Source organism: Microbacterium sp. GW823-FHT02G05 (assembly GCF_058797175.1).
Map to the genome: position 1 here is coordinate 453,146 of NZ_JBXAJK010000001.1, position 15,447 is coordinate 468,592.

General features: G+C 67.2%; 14 protein-coding genes. 5 read left to right on the forward strand and 9 right to left on the reverse strand.

What is annotated here, in order from left to right; translation table 11 throughout:
- Positions 1-10: 10 nt before the first annotated feature.
- From AC1REM_RS02115 to AC1REM_RS02140, 6 genes are all read right to left on the reverse strand, one after another.
- Positions 11-952, reverse strand: a complete 942-nt coding sequence (locus tag AC1REM_RS02115) for a siderophore-interacting protein (RefSeq protein ID WP_492513098.1) — start codon at positions 950-952, stop codon at positions 11-13.
- Positions 942-1,742 carry an ABC transporter ATP-binding protein gene (locus AC1REM_RS02120; RefSeq protein WP_492513099.1) on the reverse strand — a complete coding sequence of 267 codons (801 nt, stop codon included), beginning with the start codon at positions 1,740-1,742 and terminating at the stop codon, positions 942-944. The genes AC1REM_RS02115 and AC1REM_RS02120 overlap by 11 nt, the downstream gene beginning before the upstream one ends.
- On the reverse strand, positions 1,739-2,809 hold the full coding sequence (locus tag AC1REM_RS02125; RefSeq protein ID WP_492513100.1) for a FecCD family ABC transporter permease: 1,071 nt from the start codon (positions 2,807-2,809) through the stop codon (positions 1,739-1,741). The genes AC1REM_RS02120 and AC1REM_RS02125 overlap by 4 nt, the downstream gene beginning before the upstream one ends.
- Complete coding sequence (locus AC1REM_RS02130) at positions 2,806-3,849, reverse strand: FecCD family ABC transporter permease (protein WP_492513101.1); 1,044 nt, start codon at positions 3,847-3,849, stop codon at positions 2,806-2,808. Before AC1REM_RS02130 ends, AC1REM_RS02125 begins: the two co-directional genes overlap by 4 nt.
- Positions 3,846-4,877, reverse strand: coding sequence for an iron-siderophore ABC transporter substrate-binding protein (locus AC1REM_RS02135; protein ID WP_492513102.1), 1,032 nt, complete (start codon positions 4,875-4,877; stop codon positions 3,846-3,848). The genes AC1REM_RS02130 and AC1REM_RS02135 overlap by 4 nt, the downstream gene beginning before the upstream one ends.
- 191 nt (positions 4,878-5,068) lie before the next feature.
- Positions 5,069-5,272: a cold-shock protein gene (locus AC1REM_RS02140; protein WP_204938382.1), complete on the reverse strand. Its 204-nt coding sequence runs from the start codon at positions 5,270-5,272 to the stop codon at positions 5,069-5,071.
- Between the two features lie 189 nt (positions 5,273-5,461).
- Between AC1REM_RS02140 and AC1REM_RS02145 the strand changes: the two genes are divergently transcribed.
- The 4 genes from AC1REM_RS02145 (at position 5,462) to AC1REM_RS02160 (ending at position 9,297) form a co-directional block, all read left to right on the forward strand.
- Positions 5,462-5,698 carry a hypothetical protein gene (locus AC1REM_RS02145; RefSeq protein WP_492513103.1) on the forward strand — a complete coding sequence of 79 codons (237 nt, stop codon included), beginning with the start codon at positions 5,462-5,464 and terminating at the stop codon, positions 5,696-5,698.
- Positions 5,699-6,030: 332 nt separating this feature from the next.
- On the forward strand, positions 6,031-7,344 hold the full coding sequence (locus AC1REM_RS02150) for an ABC transporter substrate-binding protein (RefSeq protein WP_492513104.1): 1,314 nt from the start codon (positions 6,031-6,033) through the stop codon (positions 7,342-7,344).
- 151 nt (positions 7,345-7,495) lie between these two features.
- A complete protein-coding gene (locus tag AC1REM_RS02155; RefSeq protein WP_492513105.1) occupies positions 7,496-8,371 on the forward strand; it encodes a carbohydrate ABC transporter permease in 876 nt (291 codons plus the stop codon).
- On the forward strand, positions 8,368-9,297 hold the full coding sequence (locus tag AC1REM_RS02160) for a carbohydrate ABC transporter permease (RefSeq protein ID WP_492513106.1): 930 nt from the start codon (positions 8,368-8,370) through the stop codon (positions 9,295-9,297). Before AC1REM_RS02155 ends, AC1REM_RS02160 begins: the two co-directional genes overlap by 4 nt.
- A 56-nt stretch (positions 9,298-9,353) precedes the next feature.
- Here the strand turns inward: AC1REM_RS02160 and AC1REM_RS02165 are convergent, their stop codons facing one another.
- Positions 9,354-11,156, reverse strand: coding sequence for a glycoside hydrolase family 35 protein (locus tag AC1REM_RS02165; RefSeq protein ID WP_492513107.1), 1,803 nt, complete (start codon positions 11,154-11,156; stop codon positions 9,354-9,356).
- Positions 11,157-11,251: 95 nt separating this feature from the next.
- Between AC1REM_RS02165 and AC1REM_RS02170 the strand changes: the two genes are divergently transcribed.
- The gene (locus AC1REM_RS02170; RefSeq protein ID WP_492513108.1) at positions 11,252-12,280 is read left to right on the forward strand and encodes a LacI family DNA-binding transcriptional regulator; all 1,029 of its coding nucleotides are present in this window, start codon (positions 11,252-11,254) and stop codon (positions 12,278-12,280) included.
- 32 nt (positions 12,281-12,312) lie between these two features.
- Here the strand turns inward: AC1REM_RS02170 and AC1REM_RS02175 are convergent, their stop codons facing one another.
- A complete protein-coding gene (locus AC1REM_RS02175; protein WP_492513109.1) occupies positions 12,313-15,162 on the reverse strand; it encodes a helix-turn-helix transcriptional regulator in 2,850 nt (949 codons plus the stop codon).
- A gap of 44 nt (positions 15,163-15,206) precedes the next feature.
- A complete protein-coding gene (locus AC1REM_RS02180) occupies positions 15,207-15,422 on the reverse strand; it encodes a hypothetical protein (RefSeq protein WP_492513110.1) in 216 nt (71 codons plus the stop codon).
- Positions 15,423-15,447: the final 25 nt, after the last annotated feature.

A 15,447-nucleotide genomic window follows, 5' to 3' on the forward strand; every position in this document is an offset into this window, starting at 1 on the left:
GTGGCTCGGTTCAGCCGCGCATCGCGACGCCGCGGCGCCAGTAGCCCATGAAGGCCACCTGGCCGCGGTCGATGCCGAGGTCCTTCACGAGGTGCCGGCGCAGAGTCGTCACGACACCGCTCTCGCCGGCGATCCAGAAGTAGCGGTCGGCGGCAGCATCCGCGACCGAGATCTCCTCGCCGAGACCCGAGTAGATCGGGGTCTCCCACACGAGATCCTCTCCGTCGAGATCACGCACCTCGACGGCGGCCTCGCTGTCGCCCAGGGAGTCGAGCACGGCAGGAATGAGAGATGCCCCGTGCAGAGCGCCGTCCGCGCGCGGCAGCCACGTCACCGCGACGCCCGTAGGCGCAGCGATGGAGAGGATGTCGTCGACGGACGGCACTTCGATGAAGGCTTGACCGCGCAGATCGGCCGGTGCGTCTTCGAGGATCCGAGCGATGGCGGGGGCTGCGGTCTCGTCTCCCGCGAGCAGGACAGTGGATGCGCCGCCCGGCGCGTACTCGATGCCGCTGCGATCCTCGCGCCCTCGACGCGGTCCGACGATCAGAAGCTCATCTCCGACAGAGGCAGCACTCGCCCAGCTGGAGGCAGGGCCGGTGAGTCCCGGCTGCAGGTGGAGCACGAAGTCGACGACGACCTCGGTCTCGCCATCGGCGACCTGCAGCGCGCGGACCGAGTATGTGCGCATGGATCCGCGCTCCTCCTCCGGGACGGCGAGGAAGGCACCCCACCAGTCCTCCGCGGCGCGATCCAACGGCGGGAGCACACCCGACGCGGGCGGGAAGATCACCTTGATGCGCACATCGAACATGTCGCCGGGGGTTCCGAACTCGGCGAGCTCGGGGCCGCCGAACGTAATGCGCACGAAGTTCGGCGACACTCTCTCGACAGCACGGACCTCGGCGAGCGCCAGCACGTACGGCGAGCGGGTCTGGGTGTCAGCGGACATGGTGCCTCCCGATGGGTGTGACCATCGGCGTTCCCGAGACGGGGTCGATGGTGATCTGGTTTGCGAGACCGAACACGTCGTTCACGAGATCGGCGGTGACGACGTCGCGGGGTGCGCCCACGGCGTGCACGCGGCCGTCCTTCATGGCGATGAGCTCGTCGGCGTAGCGGGCCGCGAGGTTGAGGTCGTGCAGCACCATGACGATCGTGGTGCCGCGGGCGATGCTGAGGTCGGTGAGCAGATCGAGCACTTCGACCTGGTGGGCGACGTCGAGGAACGTGGTGGGTTCGTCCAGAAGCAGGATGTCAGTCTCCTGCGCAAGCGCCATGGCGATCCACACCCGCTGCCGCTGGCCACCGGACAACTCGTCGACGCTGCGGTCCGCGAGATCCGTGGTGCCCGTCGCGGCGAGCGCATCCGCCACGACCTCGTAGTCGTGACGACTCCACCGGGCGAGAGCGCGCTGATGCGGGTGCCTCCCGCGACCAACCAGATCCGCGACGGCGATGCCCTCCGGCGCGGAGGGCGACTGCGGCAGCAGACCGAGAACCCGGGCGACCTCGCGCGTGGGCAGCGAGTGCATCGAGCGCCCGTCGAGCACGACCTGCCCCGCGCTCGGGGACATCAGCCGGGCCAGAGAGCGCAGCAGTGTGGACTTGCCACATCCGTTCGCGCCGACGATCGTCGTGATCTTGCCGGCCGCGATCTCGATGTCGAGGGCATCGATGACGGTGCGGTCGCCGTATGTGAGGGTGAGCCCCTCGGCGGCGAGAGTGTGCGCGGCGGTCACAGGGATCCTCCTGAGCGGTTGGTGCGGATAAGAAGGGCGATCAGATACGGAGCGCCCAGCACGCCCGTGATGACGCCCACGGGGTAGCGCTCACCGAATGCGAACTGCCCGAGCAGGTCTCCGGCGAGCACGAGCACGGCACCCACGAAGGCGCTCGGCAGGAGCGGACTCGCCCCCGGTCCGGTCAGTCGCGCGGCGATCGGACCCGCCATGAAGGCGACGAATGCGATGGGCCCTGTGGCCGACGTCGCCACCGCGAGCAGCGTGACAGCACCGAGGATGAACACGAGCCGGGTGCGAGTGACGCGCACGCCCAACCCCGCCGCGGAGTCATCCCCGAGATGCATCACGCCCAGTGCCCTCCCCTGCGACAGCAGCAGCGGAAGGAGGACGGCGGTCACGAGCGCGAGCGGGAGGACGCGATCCCAGGAGGCGTTGTTGAGGCTGCCGGTGAGCCACTGCATCGCTGTCTGGATGTCCCACTGCGCGGCCCGCGAGAGCACGTAGGAGATGATGCTCTGCAGCATTGCGGCGACGCCGATTCCGATGAGGATGAGACGCGTGCCCGCGAATCCGCCCTTGTTGGAGAGCAGGTAGATGGCTCCCGCAGTCAGGAGCGCACCGGCGACCGCGAGCAGCGAGACCGCGGGACCGCTCAGCGACAGCGTGACGATTCCGAGCACTGCGGCAGCGCCCGCCCCCTGGGTGATGCCGATGATGTCGGGGGAAGCGAGCGGGTTGCGCAGCAGGGTTTGGAATGAGACGCCTGCGATGCCGAAGGCGGCACCGGCGAGAATGGCCAGCACCGCACGTGGCAGCCGCAGCTCTCCGACCGTGAAGGATGCGCCAGGCACCGTCTCGCCGAAGAGCACTCGCAGCACCTCGACCGGACCGTAGAACGTGTTGCCGATCATGAGCGCTGTTGCGAAGAGAGCGAGCACGACAAGTGCGATCACAAGGGTGACGGATGCATGGCGTCGATGCCGCGCGCGTCGTCCGGCGGCGATCGCGGAGATGTCCGGGCGCGGCGGCGCGGGCGGCGGCGGAGCGGTCAGGGTCGTGGTCACAGTTCGCGCACCTTCTGTCGACGAACAATCCAGATGAAGAACGGCGCTCCGATGATCGCGGTCACGATGCCGACCTGGATCTCCTGCGCTGTCGGGGATGCCACGCGCCCGATGATGTCTGCCGCGACGAGCAGCCCTGCGCCCGCAAGCGCTGAGAAGGGCAGCAACCAGCGGTGGTCTGTGCCCACGAGCATCCGACACACATGCGGGATCACGAGCCCGACGAATCCGATCGGACCGGCGATGGCGGTCGCTGCTCCGGTGAGGATGACTGCGCCGACAGCGGCGATGATGCGGGTGCGCGCGACGTTCTCGCCCAGTCCGGCCGCCATGTCGTCGCCGAGCGCGAGGGAGTTCATCCCGCGCGCGGTCGCGAAGCAGATGAGCGCGCCGAGCGCGAGGGCCGGCGCCGTCAGCGCGATGCGTGACCAGTCTGCTCCGCCGACTCCACCGACCTGCCAGGACTGAAAGGACTGCAGAAGGTCGATACGCGGCAGCATCACGGCGCTCACGAGCGACGCGAACGCTGCGGATGTCGCGGCCCCCGCGAGCGCGAGCTTGAGCGGCGTCGCACCCCCACGTCCGAGCGAGCCGACCGTGTAGACGAAGACGGCGGCGAGCGCGGCGCCGACGACAGCGAAGGCCATCTGCCCGAGCGGCGCTGTGACCCCGAAGAAGGCCAGCCCCACGACGACAGACAGGGCGGCGCCATTGGTGACACCGAGGATGCCGGGATCCGCGACGGGGTTGCGCGTGATCGCTTGCATAGTCGCCCCCGCGACGGCGAGTGCCGCGCCGACCAGCAGCGCGAGGACGGTGCGCGGAAGGCGGGTGATGATGGCGGCCTGCGACACCGTGTCGTTGTGCCCGGCCAGGACCGCGACGAAGTCATCGAAGGTCACTGCGCGCGAACCGAAGGCGAGGGAGAGCCCACAGAAGACGATGACGACGAGGGCGACGACCAGCAGTCCGGTCAGACGCCCCGCCACCGGAGTGCGCGCACGCGCGACCTCCGGGGCGGGGGCGATGATCGCGGTCATTTCTTCAGCAGCGGCGCCTCGAGCACGGCGAAGTACTCGTCGATTCCCCACGGGATCGAGAGCGGCGAGGGGTTCGCGGATGCTGCCAGCGGCGTGGCATCCCCGAGCACCGCGATGCGCCCTGCGGCGATCGCGGGAATCTTCGACAGAAGCGGGTCGGCCTGGAGTACGGCCACGCTGGATTCGTCGCCGTACGTCACGAAGACGTCGACATCGTCGAACAGCTGCGCCTGCTCTGCGCTCGCCATCAGGTAGAACTCGGGATTGCCGATGGTGTCCTCGACGACCTTCGGGAACGGCAGGCCGATGCCGTGCAGGAATCCCGGACGTGTATCGGCCGCGGTGTAGTAGCCGACCTGGCTCAGGTCAGAGGGGTCGAGGTAGGAGAACAGCAGCTTCTTGCCCTCCAGCCCGCTGTGCGCTGTCAGCGCCTTCTCCGTCTCGGCGTGCAGTTCATCGATGAGGGCCGCACCTTCGTCGGCGAGACCGATGGCGGTGGAGTTGAGCGTGATCATGTCTTCCACGCTCGTGCCCCACGCGATGTCGGGGTACGCGACGACGGGGGCGATCTTCGAGAGCGTCTCGTACTCCTCCTTCGTGAGGCCGGAGTAGGACGCGAGGATCACATCTGGCGCCGTGTCTGCCACGGCCTCGAAGTCGATGCCGTCTGTCTCATCGAACAGCACCGGGGTCTCAGCGCCGAGCTCTTCGAGCTTCTCTTCGACCCACGGCAGAACGCCGTCGTTGTCGTCGTCGCCCCAGGCGGCCTTGCTCATGCCCACCGGAACCACGCCGAGCGCCAGCGGCACCTCGTGGTTCGACCAGGCGACGGTCGCGATGCGCTCGGGCTTCGATGCGATCGTGGTCTCGCCGTAGACGTGCTCGATCGTGACGGGGAATGCGTCGGCGGAAGCCGGGTTCGCGCCGACGACAGGGGCATCGCTTTCGGCGGTGGGCGTCGAGCAGCCGGCGATGCCGACGGCGAGCGCGGCGGTCGCGACGGCGGCGACGAGACGGGAAGTGCGCACAGCGGTTCCTTCAATCGGGTGTGGGAGGAGGCATCTGAGGATGCTGAGCTTCGGTAAGCCTGGCCTAACCTAGCAAAGGTAAGGCGAGCCTCACTACCGCGGAGGCCCGATCCGGTGCGATATCCCGTCATAAAAGAAAACCGGCCGGATCCTCGAGAGGATCCGACCGGCTCTGTGTGCGTCAGCGCGCTTTACAGCGGGCGAATGTTCGCAGCCTGCATGCCCTTCGGGCCACGCTCGGCGTCGAACTCGACCTTCTGGTTCTCGCGAAGCTCCTTGTAGCCCGACCCGGTGATCGCCGAGAAGTGCGCGAAGAGGTCGTCGGTGCCGTCATCGGGAGCGATGAAGCCGAAGCCCTTTTCGGAGTTGAACCATTTCACAGTGCCGGTAGCCATGTGTTTCTTCTTCCTGTTGTTCGGGCCGCTTGCGCAGCCAGGTGCGCCACGCCGGAACCTCCGGCGGGCACGATGAGGGGTGCTGTTCTGCGCGGGCGCGACAGCACGAGCGTCCGTGAGGACGCGAGCAGCAGCGGGAGCGGGAGGCTCGGACGCCTCCACAGCGGCCTCTGCTGCGGGAATCGAGGGGTGGATGCCGAGGTTCTCGCCGCGCGCGCCAAAGGCGGCGACGCCGTCGAGACCATCGGCGACATAGCCGGCGTACTCGCCGGAGCGAGTGGCGACGCGGACGTCGACGTCCGCGTCACGCCAGCGGACTTCTTGGCCGGGTGCACATGCACCACAGCCGACTGCATAAGACAAACAAAAGCTTTCGGTGATCCCGAGAACCTGATCGCTCGAAGCGACACGATTCTCGAGGGATGAAAGGCCGCACACGACGCATCAGCGCAGTCGCGGGCCGAAGTTGAGGGACCCATTTCAGTAGAAGAGGGGATGATCCAGGGTAGCACGCGCAGTCTCACTCACGCCGTGCGCGCTCTCAGCCGGCGTCACGCCTGTCCCCGAGCACCAGCCCCCCACCTATGGCAGCGCTACGCATCATCCGTGCGCGATTCTGCATATTTCTGACCAATTACACAGTTGTGAGCGCAAACATTTTCATGTTTAATGTGAGCACCGGACGCGTTCGCGCCTCGCGAAGACGCACCGGGACACCCGCACCAGGGTATGAACATGACCTCAAAGAGGAGCTCTCCATGGCATCCACGTCCCGAATCACCCGCACCACCGCGATCGTCGCGGTGGGTGCCTTCTCCGCTTTCGGACTCGCCGCCTGCGCGACCGCAGGCGAAGGCGACGCCGGCGCAGCCGACGGCCCGATCACGATCGAGTACACGCACCGACTGCCCGACGGCGAGGGCATGACCCCGGTTGCCGAGATCGTCGAACGCTGGAACGCCGAGAACCCGAACATCCAGGTCAAGGCAACGAAGTTCGACGGCAAGGCCGCCGACATGATCGTCAAGCTCGAGACCGACATCAAGGCAGGCAACGGCCCCTGCCTCGCACAGCTCGGATACTCCGAGGTGCCGCAGGTCTTCGTGAAGGGTCTCCTCGAGGACGTCACGACCGAGGCCGACAAGTACGCCGACAACTTCTCCGCCGGCGCATTCGCCGGGATGCGCGTAGGAGACGCAACCGTCGGTCTCCCGCAGGACACCGGGCCCCTCGTCTACTACTACAACGAAGCGGCATTCACGGCTCTCGGCCTCGAGGTCCCGACGACGATCGAAGAGCTCACCGCCTCGTCGGCCACTGCCGCAGCATCCGGCAAGTACCTCACCGCATTCACGCCCGACGAGGTCGTGAACTGGCTGTCCGGGCAGTCGGCCGCGGCCGGAGACACCTGGTTCTCAACAGAGGGAGACAAGTGGGTCGTCAACGCGGAGGGCAAGGGCTCGCAAGCCGTTGCCGGCTTCTGGCAGAACCTTCTCGACAACAACCAGACCCTCACGACCGAGCGCTGGGGCGAGGGTTTCCCGGCAGCCCTCAGCAACGGCAGCCTGATCGGCCACATCGGTGCCGCATGGGAAGCAGGGTTCTTCCTCGACCCGCTCGACGGGACGCCCGCGGAAGGTCAGTGGCGCGTCGCGCAGCTGCCCGACTTCGGGGCCGGCGCCATCACCGGTCCTGACGGCGGCTCCGGCGTCGCGGTCATGAAGGGCTGCGAGCACCCCGCGGAAGCGATGGAATTCAACAACTGGCTCAACACCCAGATCGACGATCTCGCCACGCAGGGTCTCGTCGTCGCGGCGAACGGATCCGCCAAGACCCCCGAGAAGATGCTGCGTCAGTTCGGCGGGCAGGACGTCCTTGCCGAACTCGCCACCGCAACCGGGAACCTGAACCCGGACTTCCCCTACGCACCCGGCTTCTCCACTCTCTCGACAATGAACGCGACGGCAGCGGCGACGGCAGCCGGCACGGCGAAGGTCGCCGAGATCTTCGCGACCGCGCAGAGCACCGCGGTCGCGGCCCTGACGGACCTCGGCCTCCCCGTCGCGAAGTAGTCCAGAACCGGCATCATCAGATGAGCATTCGGCGGGGAGCACGAGCACTCGTGCTCCCCGCCGATGTCTTCACCCGGAAAGGAACCTCATGGTCGCAATGACCGCACACACACCACCCCCGCGTCGGCATCGCAGCGTTCGGCGTGAGGGCGTGACCGGTTGGCTCTTCATGGCACCGTTCGCCGCACTCTTCGCGCTGGTCTTCCTGATTCCGGTGCTCGTCTCGGTCCGGGCCGCCTTCTTCGGGCAGGTGCCTTCCGGCGAGGGCCTCTACGGCGGCGGCGGCCTGGTCGACGTGTTCGTCGGTCTCGACAATTTCGTGCTCGCCGCCTCGAACAGCGCCTTCTGGGCGGGCATGGGGCGCGTCGTTCTCTACGCGGTCGTGCAGATTCCGACCATGATCCTGCTCGCACTCGCGCTTGCGCTGCTGCTGGACTCGTACATCGTGCGCCGCCCCGCGCTGTTCCGGCTGTCGTTCTTCCTCCCCTACGCGGTGCCCGGAATCATCGCCGCGATGATGTGGCTATATCTGTACACGCCGCAGGTGTCCCCGTTCATGCCGTATCTGCCCGAAGGCACCGACTTCATGGCGCCGAACACGATCCTGTTCTCGATGGCGAACATGACCACCTGGACGTACACGGGCTACAACATGCTGATCTTCCTGTCGGCGTTGCAGGCCATTCCGCGCGATCTCTACGAGGCGGCACGCCTCGACGGGGCATCCGGATTCCAGATCGCCACGCGCATCAAGGTGCCCCTTCTGCGAGGGGCCGCACTGCTGGCCGTGCTGCTGTCGATCATCGGCACGATCCAGCTCTTCAATGAGCCCGTGATCATGGAGGCGTCGAACTCGTGGATGGGCAAGGACTACACACCCATGATGCTCACCTACAACACCATGATGGGCGAGCTCTCGCCGGCGGGCGCAGGCCCCGCATCCGCCTACTCCCTGCTCATGGCGCTCATCGCCGGAGCGATGGCGATCGTCTATGCGCTGCTGCAGCGCCGCAAGGGGGACGCATGACCACCACCGCTCTCATCACCACGACCTCGGCGGATCCGAGACAAAACCGTCGTGCGCGGCGCCGCATCGACCCGGATGCTCCGCCCCCGTCGATCGCTCCCGGCGGCGCCGCCAAGGTCTTCGGCATCATCGCTCTCATCGTCGCGACGCTGTACTTCCTCGTTCCCGTGTTCTGGCTTCTCATCGCCTCGACCAAGAACAACGCGGATCTCACTTCGACATTCGGCTTCTGGTTCGCCAACTGGAATCTCGACACGAACTACGACAGCCTCATGAGCTGGACGCAGGGGCTGTTCTGGCGTTGGGTGGGCAACTCGCTGTTCTACTCGATCAGCGCCGGCGTGATCGGGACGCTCTTCGCCGTCATGGCCGGGTATGCGATCGCGAAGTTCCGCTTTCCGGGCAAGAAGCTCATGGTCGGCCTCATCATGGCGGGTCTGCTGATGCCGGTGGCCCTGTTGACCGTGCCGCTCTACATCGAGTTTCACGGCCTCGGTCTGACGAACACCGTGTGGGCGATCATCCTCCCTTCTGCCGTGTCACCGTTCGGCGTCTTCCTGGGCATGGTGTTCGCGCAGTCATCGGTTCCGACGGAACTGCTGGAGGCGGCACGAATCGACGGCGCCGGGGAGGCGCGGATCTTCTTCACGATCGTCCTGCGCCTGCTCACGCCCGCGATGGTCACGATCTTCCTCTTCATCTTCGTAGCCACCTGGAACAACTTCCTGCTGCCTCTCATGATGATCTCGAGCCAGGACCTCAAGCCCGTCACCCTCGGGCTCTACGGCATGATGAGCTACTTCGCGCCCGACAAGGGTGCGGTCATGCTCGGCGCCCTGCTCGGTGTCATCCCGCTCGTGATCCTCTTCTTCACCCTGCAGCGCTACTGGCGCTCGGGGCTTGCGGCTGGCGCCGTGAAGGGCTGAGCGCCCACAGAAAGGGGGCGGATGCTACACAGCATCCGCCCCCTTTCTACGTCATCTCAGGTGCCGATGAACTCCTCGACCTCGCCGAAGGCGGGCTGCTCACGAATCTCGACCGCGACGCCAAGCCCATCGCTGTCGAGTACGCGGATCTCATTGTGCCCTTCCCGCCACAGTGGAGCGGGCGCGTAAAGCGTCTCCTGCGGACCGACCTTCCAGTAACGGCCGAGGAGGAAGCCGTTGAGCCAGACCATCCCCTTGGTTCCGCCCGGGAACGCCAACCACGCGTCAGCGACCTCGGTGATATCGAGGTGCGCGACCGCGAGTCCGTCGGTGGACGGAGCGGCGGAGAGGGTCGGCGCATCCTGAGGGACGATCCGGTGCGCCCAGCCGTGAACGAAACGGTTGCCGATCGTGACACCGCGCATGATGCCCTTGCCCTCGCCGGTGTAGCGACCGAAGTTGATGCGCCCGAGGCTCTCGACCACGATCGTGAGCAGGCCGCCGCGCGAGTCGCTCGGAAGATTCATCGTCAGTGCACCGTCTCGTTCGAGAGTGCCGACGCGCCGATCGTCCAGGAAGACCGTCGCCCGGTCGTGGAGCCCGTCAATCACCAGCGTCGGGTTCTCCGAGAAGTGCACCGTCGACTCGTAGACGACGAAGCCATCCTCGGCGCCCAGCTCCTCGAACGTGAGCGGATGCGGAGAGAGCGGGCGGTCGACGAGTGGTGCCGCACGGACGACGTCGAGGAACGACGCGGTTGGGGTCAACGGGGCGGATGCTGCGCGCTGCCGCCGCGGAGCGTCGGGAACCGGGGGAAGCTCACCGTCGTGGAAGGGAGCGAACAGCTCGCGCAGGGCGAAGAACTTCTCACTGAGCGTGCCGTCTTCGCCGATCGGGGCATCGGAGTCGTAGCTCGTCACGGTGGGCTGCAGGACCCGGTCGTGGTTCGCTCCGTTCCAGAGCCCGAAATTGGTTCCACCGTGCGCCATGTACAGACTGATCGACCCGCCCGCGTCGAGCAGTTCGCGCACCGTGCCGCCCGTGCTGGCTCCCGCGCGGACGTGATGCTTCTCACCCCAGTGATCGAACCAGCCTCCCCAGAGTTCGCTGCACATGAGCGCCTCCCCGTCCCGGCGCATGCGCTGCGCGGTCGCGACACCTGTGCCGAAGGTGAAGGTCGCCATCGCGCCGGGCACACTGCCGTGCGCGATCATCTCATCCGTGATGCCGTCGGCGGTCGTGAGCATCTCGACAAGTCCTCGCTCGCGCATGCCATCACGCAGGTGTCGCATGTAGGCGGCATCGCTGCCGTAGGACCCGTACTCGTTCTCGATCTGAATCGCCACGATCGGCCCACCGTAGGCGGCCTGCAATGGGACGAGCCGGGGAATCAGTTCGTCGTACCAGGCATCGACGGCCGCCAGGTAGTCGGCATCGCTCGTACGCAGCGCGGAGACGCGACCGGAGAGCCAGAACGGGATACCGCCGTTCGACCATTCGGCGCAGATGTACGGGCTGGGGCGGATGAAGACATCGAGCCCCACCTCACCCGCCAGACGGATGAAGCTCTCGAGATCGCGCCAGCCGTCGAATCGCACATCACCTTCGACACGTTCGTGGAAGTTCCACGCCACGTAGGTGTCGACCGTGTTCGCGCCCATCGCAGCGAGGCGTCGGAGGCGGTCTTCCCATTGGTCCGGATGCACCCGGAAGTAGTGGATGGCCCCCGAGAGGATGCGATAGGGCACCCCGTCGCGAAGGATTTCACCATCACGCCACGTGAGCGCAGGGGCCACAGTGGCAGCACCCGTCGGCGGGGCATCCGCGGCGATGGATCCTGCGGCAAGAACGTCAGACATGGCACTCCCCATACAAGATTGTTTGCGCTCACATTATCGCATGCTTTCCGTCTTCTGGTACTGGATTCTCGCGGAATGATCGCTACCATTGACCCATGTCACCTCGACGCCCTCGCGAAGACCGCGCCCCCAGCCAGGTCGACGTCGCGCGCCTCGCCGGCGTCTCCACGCAGACGGTCTCCCGCGTCATGTCAGGGCAGGACAACGTGCGCCCTGAGACGACCCGCAGGGTGCTCGCTGCGGTCGAAGAACTCGGCTATCGCGTCCATGCGGCAGCCGCGTCGCTCGCTTCCGGCCGCACCCGTCTGCTCGGCGTGATCGTCGTCTCGAATGACCGTTACTCCACCGCCGCTCTCGGCGTCGGCATCGAGCAGGCCGCCGCTGCCAACGGCTACACCGTGACCACCGCGGCCGTCGCCGACCACTCCTCACCAGATGCCTTCTTCGAGGCGTTCGACCGCCTTGAGCGTCAGGGCGCCGAGGGAATCGTGCTGGGTGCACCCGTCGATCTCGACAGCGCTGCGATGAAGGCGCGCACCGCCCGCGTGCCTTCGATCCTCAGCGGTCGCGCTTCACTCGAAGACGACGCACCGCTCGCCGTGGATCAGAAGGTCATCGCCAAACTCGCCGTCGACCACCTTCTCGACCTCGGACACGCCACTGTCTGGCACGTCTCCGGAGACGAGTACTGGATCGAGACGCAGCTCCGCCAGCAGGCGTGGGAAGAGGCACTGCGGGATCGCGGTATCACGCCGCCGCCGATCATCCCCGCTGATTGGACCCCCGAATCTGGCTATCGCGCCGGCCGCACCATCGCAGCGATCCCCGATGTCACCGCCGTGTTCATCAGCAGTGACGAGATGGCCTTCGGGTTCATGCGCGCCCTCCACGAAGCCGGACGCAGCGTCCCCGAGGACATCTCCGTCGCCAGCGTCGACGACATCGCTCTCGCGGCCTATGCATCCCCCGCGCTCACGACGGTTCGCCAGCCCTTTGAAGCCCTGGGACGCGCAGCGGCACTGCGGCTCATCGCCGCGATCGAAGGGCACGACGCCGTCGGAGACATCCCCGAGACCCAACCGACGCTGGTGGTCCGTTCCTCCACGGCCGCACCGCGCGCCTGAGAGCGGCGCGAAAGGCCCGCGATCGGGGCACCTCAGTCCGCCCCGCGCCGCGCCGCGGCGACGGCCGCTTCTGTACGTGTCGTCACCCCGAGCTTGCGCAAGATGGCTGAGACGTGCACGCTGACCGTCTTCGCACTGATGAAGAGACGCTCGCCGATCTGACGATTGCTGAGACCCTCGATCAGCAGATCGAGCACCTGCGCCTCACGACCGGTGAGGTCTGGATCGTGCGGCAGATCGCCACCGCCGAGCCCCGACCGGGCCGCGAGCTCTTGTACGTCGGCGGTCAGGCGCACATGCGCCAGCCCCTCGGCGAGCACCTCCGCCTCGACGAGGACTGCCGTCGCGGCGGCGCGATCGCCGTCGGCCACGAGCATCCGCGCGCGTTCAAGCCGAGTGATCACCCGGAAGACCGCCGGCACCTCCTCGCTGGCAGACAGCGCGATCGCCTCGTCGAGAGCGGATGCCCCAGGCATGAGGAGCGCCTGCAGGATGCGCGACCAGCGATCACCGCGTAACACCTCTGGGATGCCCTGCCACGCGGAGTCGAGCGCGGCGACGTTCGCCGCGACATCGACACCGGACGCGCGGAGCGCCGTGATCACCCATGCCGCATCGAGCATCACGCGTCGCCTGTTGCCCAGGACCGGGCCGTCATCGTCGAGCATCGACTGCACGATCGCCCACGCCGCCAGCCAGTCTCCTCGAGCGATCTCCAATGCGATCGCCGACTCGAGGTCGTAGTACCAGACCTGGCGATCGATGCGCGCGGCCGCGGCGAACCGTGGCCGCCATTCGCGCAGCAGCGCTTCACCCTCGTCGACGTGACCGCGCCAGGCCAGCGCGCGAATGCGCGTCTTGGTCGTGTAGATACGGAAGACAGGGAGCGTCGGGATGACGAGATCGTGCGCCACCAGCGCTTCGACACGGTCGATCTCTCCGAGTTCGAGCAGAGGCTCGGCCATGTTCTGGGTCATGATCGCACCCGTCGTGCGTTCAACTCCGAGCTCGCGCGAACGCACGATGCCGGCCTGCGCCACATCGATCGCTTCGCGGTACCGGCCGAGCACGATCATGAGGTCGGAGAAGTTCACGCGATAGCGGAGCATCCCGTTGTCGTCGCCTCGCGCGTATTCGTAGGCATCGGCGTAGTCCACGAACGCGCGATCCAACTCGCCGAGGTGCGCGAGGCACCCGCCACGCAGATTGCGGGCGACGGACATCTCACGAAGAGAGCCGCACCGTTCAGCGAAGGCGAAGGCCTTGTCCGCCGCCATGAGGCCTTCGTGTGAGCGGCCCGCGACCATGTAGCGACTGGCGAGGCTGTTGAGCACCGAGGCGTGCAGCCGGTCATCGTGGACGCGCTCGGTCAGCACGGCGAGGGCGTCGACGAGGAGGTCGATCGCTCCGGGGCGTCCCAGATTGCCGAGGTAGTAGGCCTTGTCGCGCAGAAGGCGCACGTAGGTCGTGCCGTCGCCGGTCACCGGATCGATCTCGTCCAGCGCCAGATCGACCACGGTGAGGGCCCGTTCGCCGTCGCCCGCGTTGCGAAGAATCGAGCCGAGGCGCAGCAGCAGGGTCACGCGGTCGCGACCGGCCGCCTCCGGAGCATCCGGAACCTGATCCCACAGTTCGAGCGCGAGCTCACCGAAGCGCGCTGCCGTGGCGAAGGCGTAACTCTGCTTGGACTGCTCCATCGCACCGACTGCGGCGATCAGTGCGCGGCGGTGGTCGTTCGCGAGATGCCAGTGAAAGGCGAGGCCGGCGTGCATGCGCTCGCGCTCGTCCGGCGCCGCCGATGCGTCGAGCGCCTCGGCGATCGCCCGGTGCAGGCGTGCACGCTCCCCGGGAAGAAGGTCGTCGTGCACGGCCTCGCGCAGCAAGGCATGCCGGAATCCGTAGCCTTCACGATCGCGGACGACGAGGAATCCGGCCGCCACGGCCTCGCGCACGGCGTCGTCGAGTGCCTCGTCAGACAGGTGGGCCAGCGGGGCGAGCAGCGCATGCGAGATGCCGCTCTCACCGCCCGACACGAAGCGCGTGACACGCTTGGCCTCGTCGCTCATGCCGTCGAACCGCGCCAACAGCAGATCTCTCAGCGTGTCGGGCATCGGGGCGCTGGCGCAGCCGGCGAGCTCTTCGATGAAGAACGGAACACCCTCTGCACGCTCTTGCATCCGCAGCAGGGCGGCGTCGTCGTGCGTGCGTCCGAGCCCCTGCAGCAGCTGCCTGGTCGCCTCCGGGTCCAGACGCGAGATCGTGAGCCGCTCGAGCACCCGCGCACGCTCGGCACCCGCGAGGAACGAACTCACGGGACCGCCGCGGTGCACCTCGTCGGTACGGCAGCTCAGCACGAACAGCACTCGGCTGTGCGTGACGACGCGCAGGAGGAACGTCAACGTCGACAGGGTCGCCTCATCCGCCCAGTGCAGATCTTCGATCAGCAGCACGAGCGGTGACAGTTCGGCGGCCGTCTCGATGACCGTGGCGATCGCCTCACGCAGACGCTCGGGGCTCGTGGTCTCGCGCAGCCCCGGCGGCGTCTCGCCGAGCTCGGGCAGCAGGAGAGGGAGGATGTCGAGGCCGGGCACCAGGCGCTCGCTCTCGCCGATCGCCGAGATCAGCACACGCAGGATGCCCGGCAAGGGCCCGTACGCCGCCGGCGTCGCCCCGTAGTCGACGCACCACCCGGTCACGACCCGTGCCCTCGCGCCGACGCGCCCCTCGAACTCACGCAGCAGTCGAGTCTTTCCGATGCCCGCCTCACCCGCGACGAGCGTCGCCCCGGACTCGCCCTGCACCGCGCGCGCAAAGGCGTCGAGGAGCCGCTGCAGCTCGCCGTCGCGCCCCACCATCGGGGCAGAGGGCGCAGGGAAGAACATGTCCCCATCGTGCCACCTGCCTCCGACATCGAGGCCTGGTCGCGTCATCCGTGCGCCGACGCGATGCGCGGCTCGGTGCACTCCACTGTCGGTCGCTGTGGCCGGCGCAGCGACCGCAGCATCCGCCGCAGGCGGCCCTCGGGGCGTGCGATGATCTGACCGCGGTGCTCGCGGACGAACCGGACCCGCTCGACATCGCGATCTCGTTGCGCCATGTCGAGCACGACGACCCTGTGAACGAGGTCTGGATGCATGTACATGATGACTCCCTGGTGGATTCGTGGT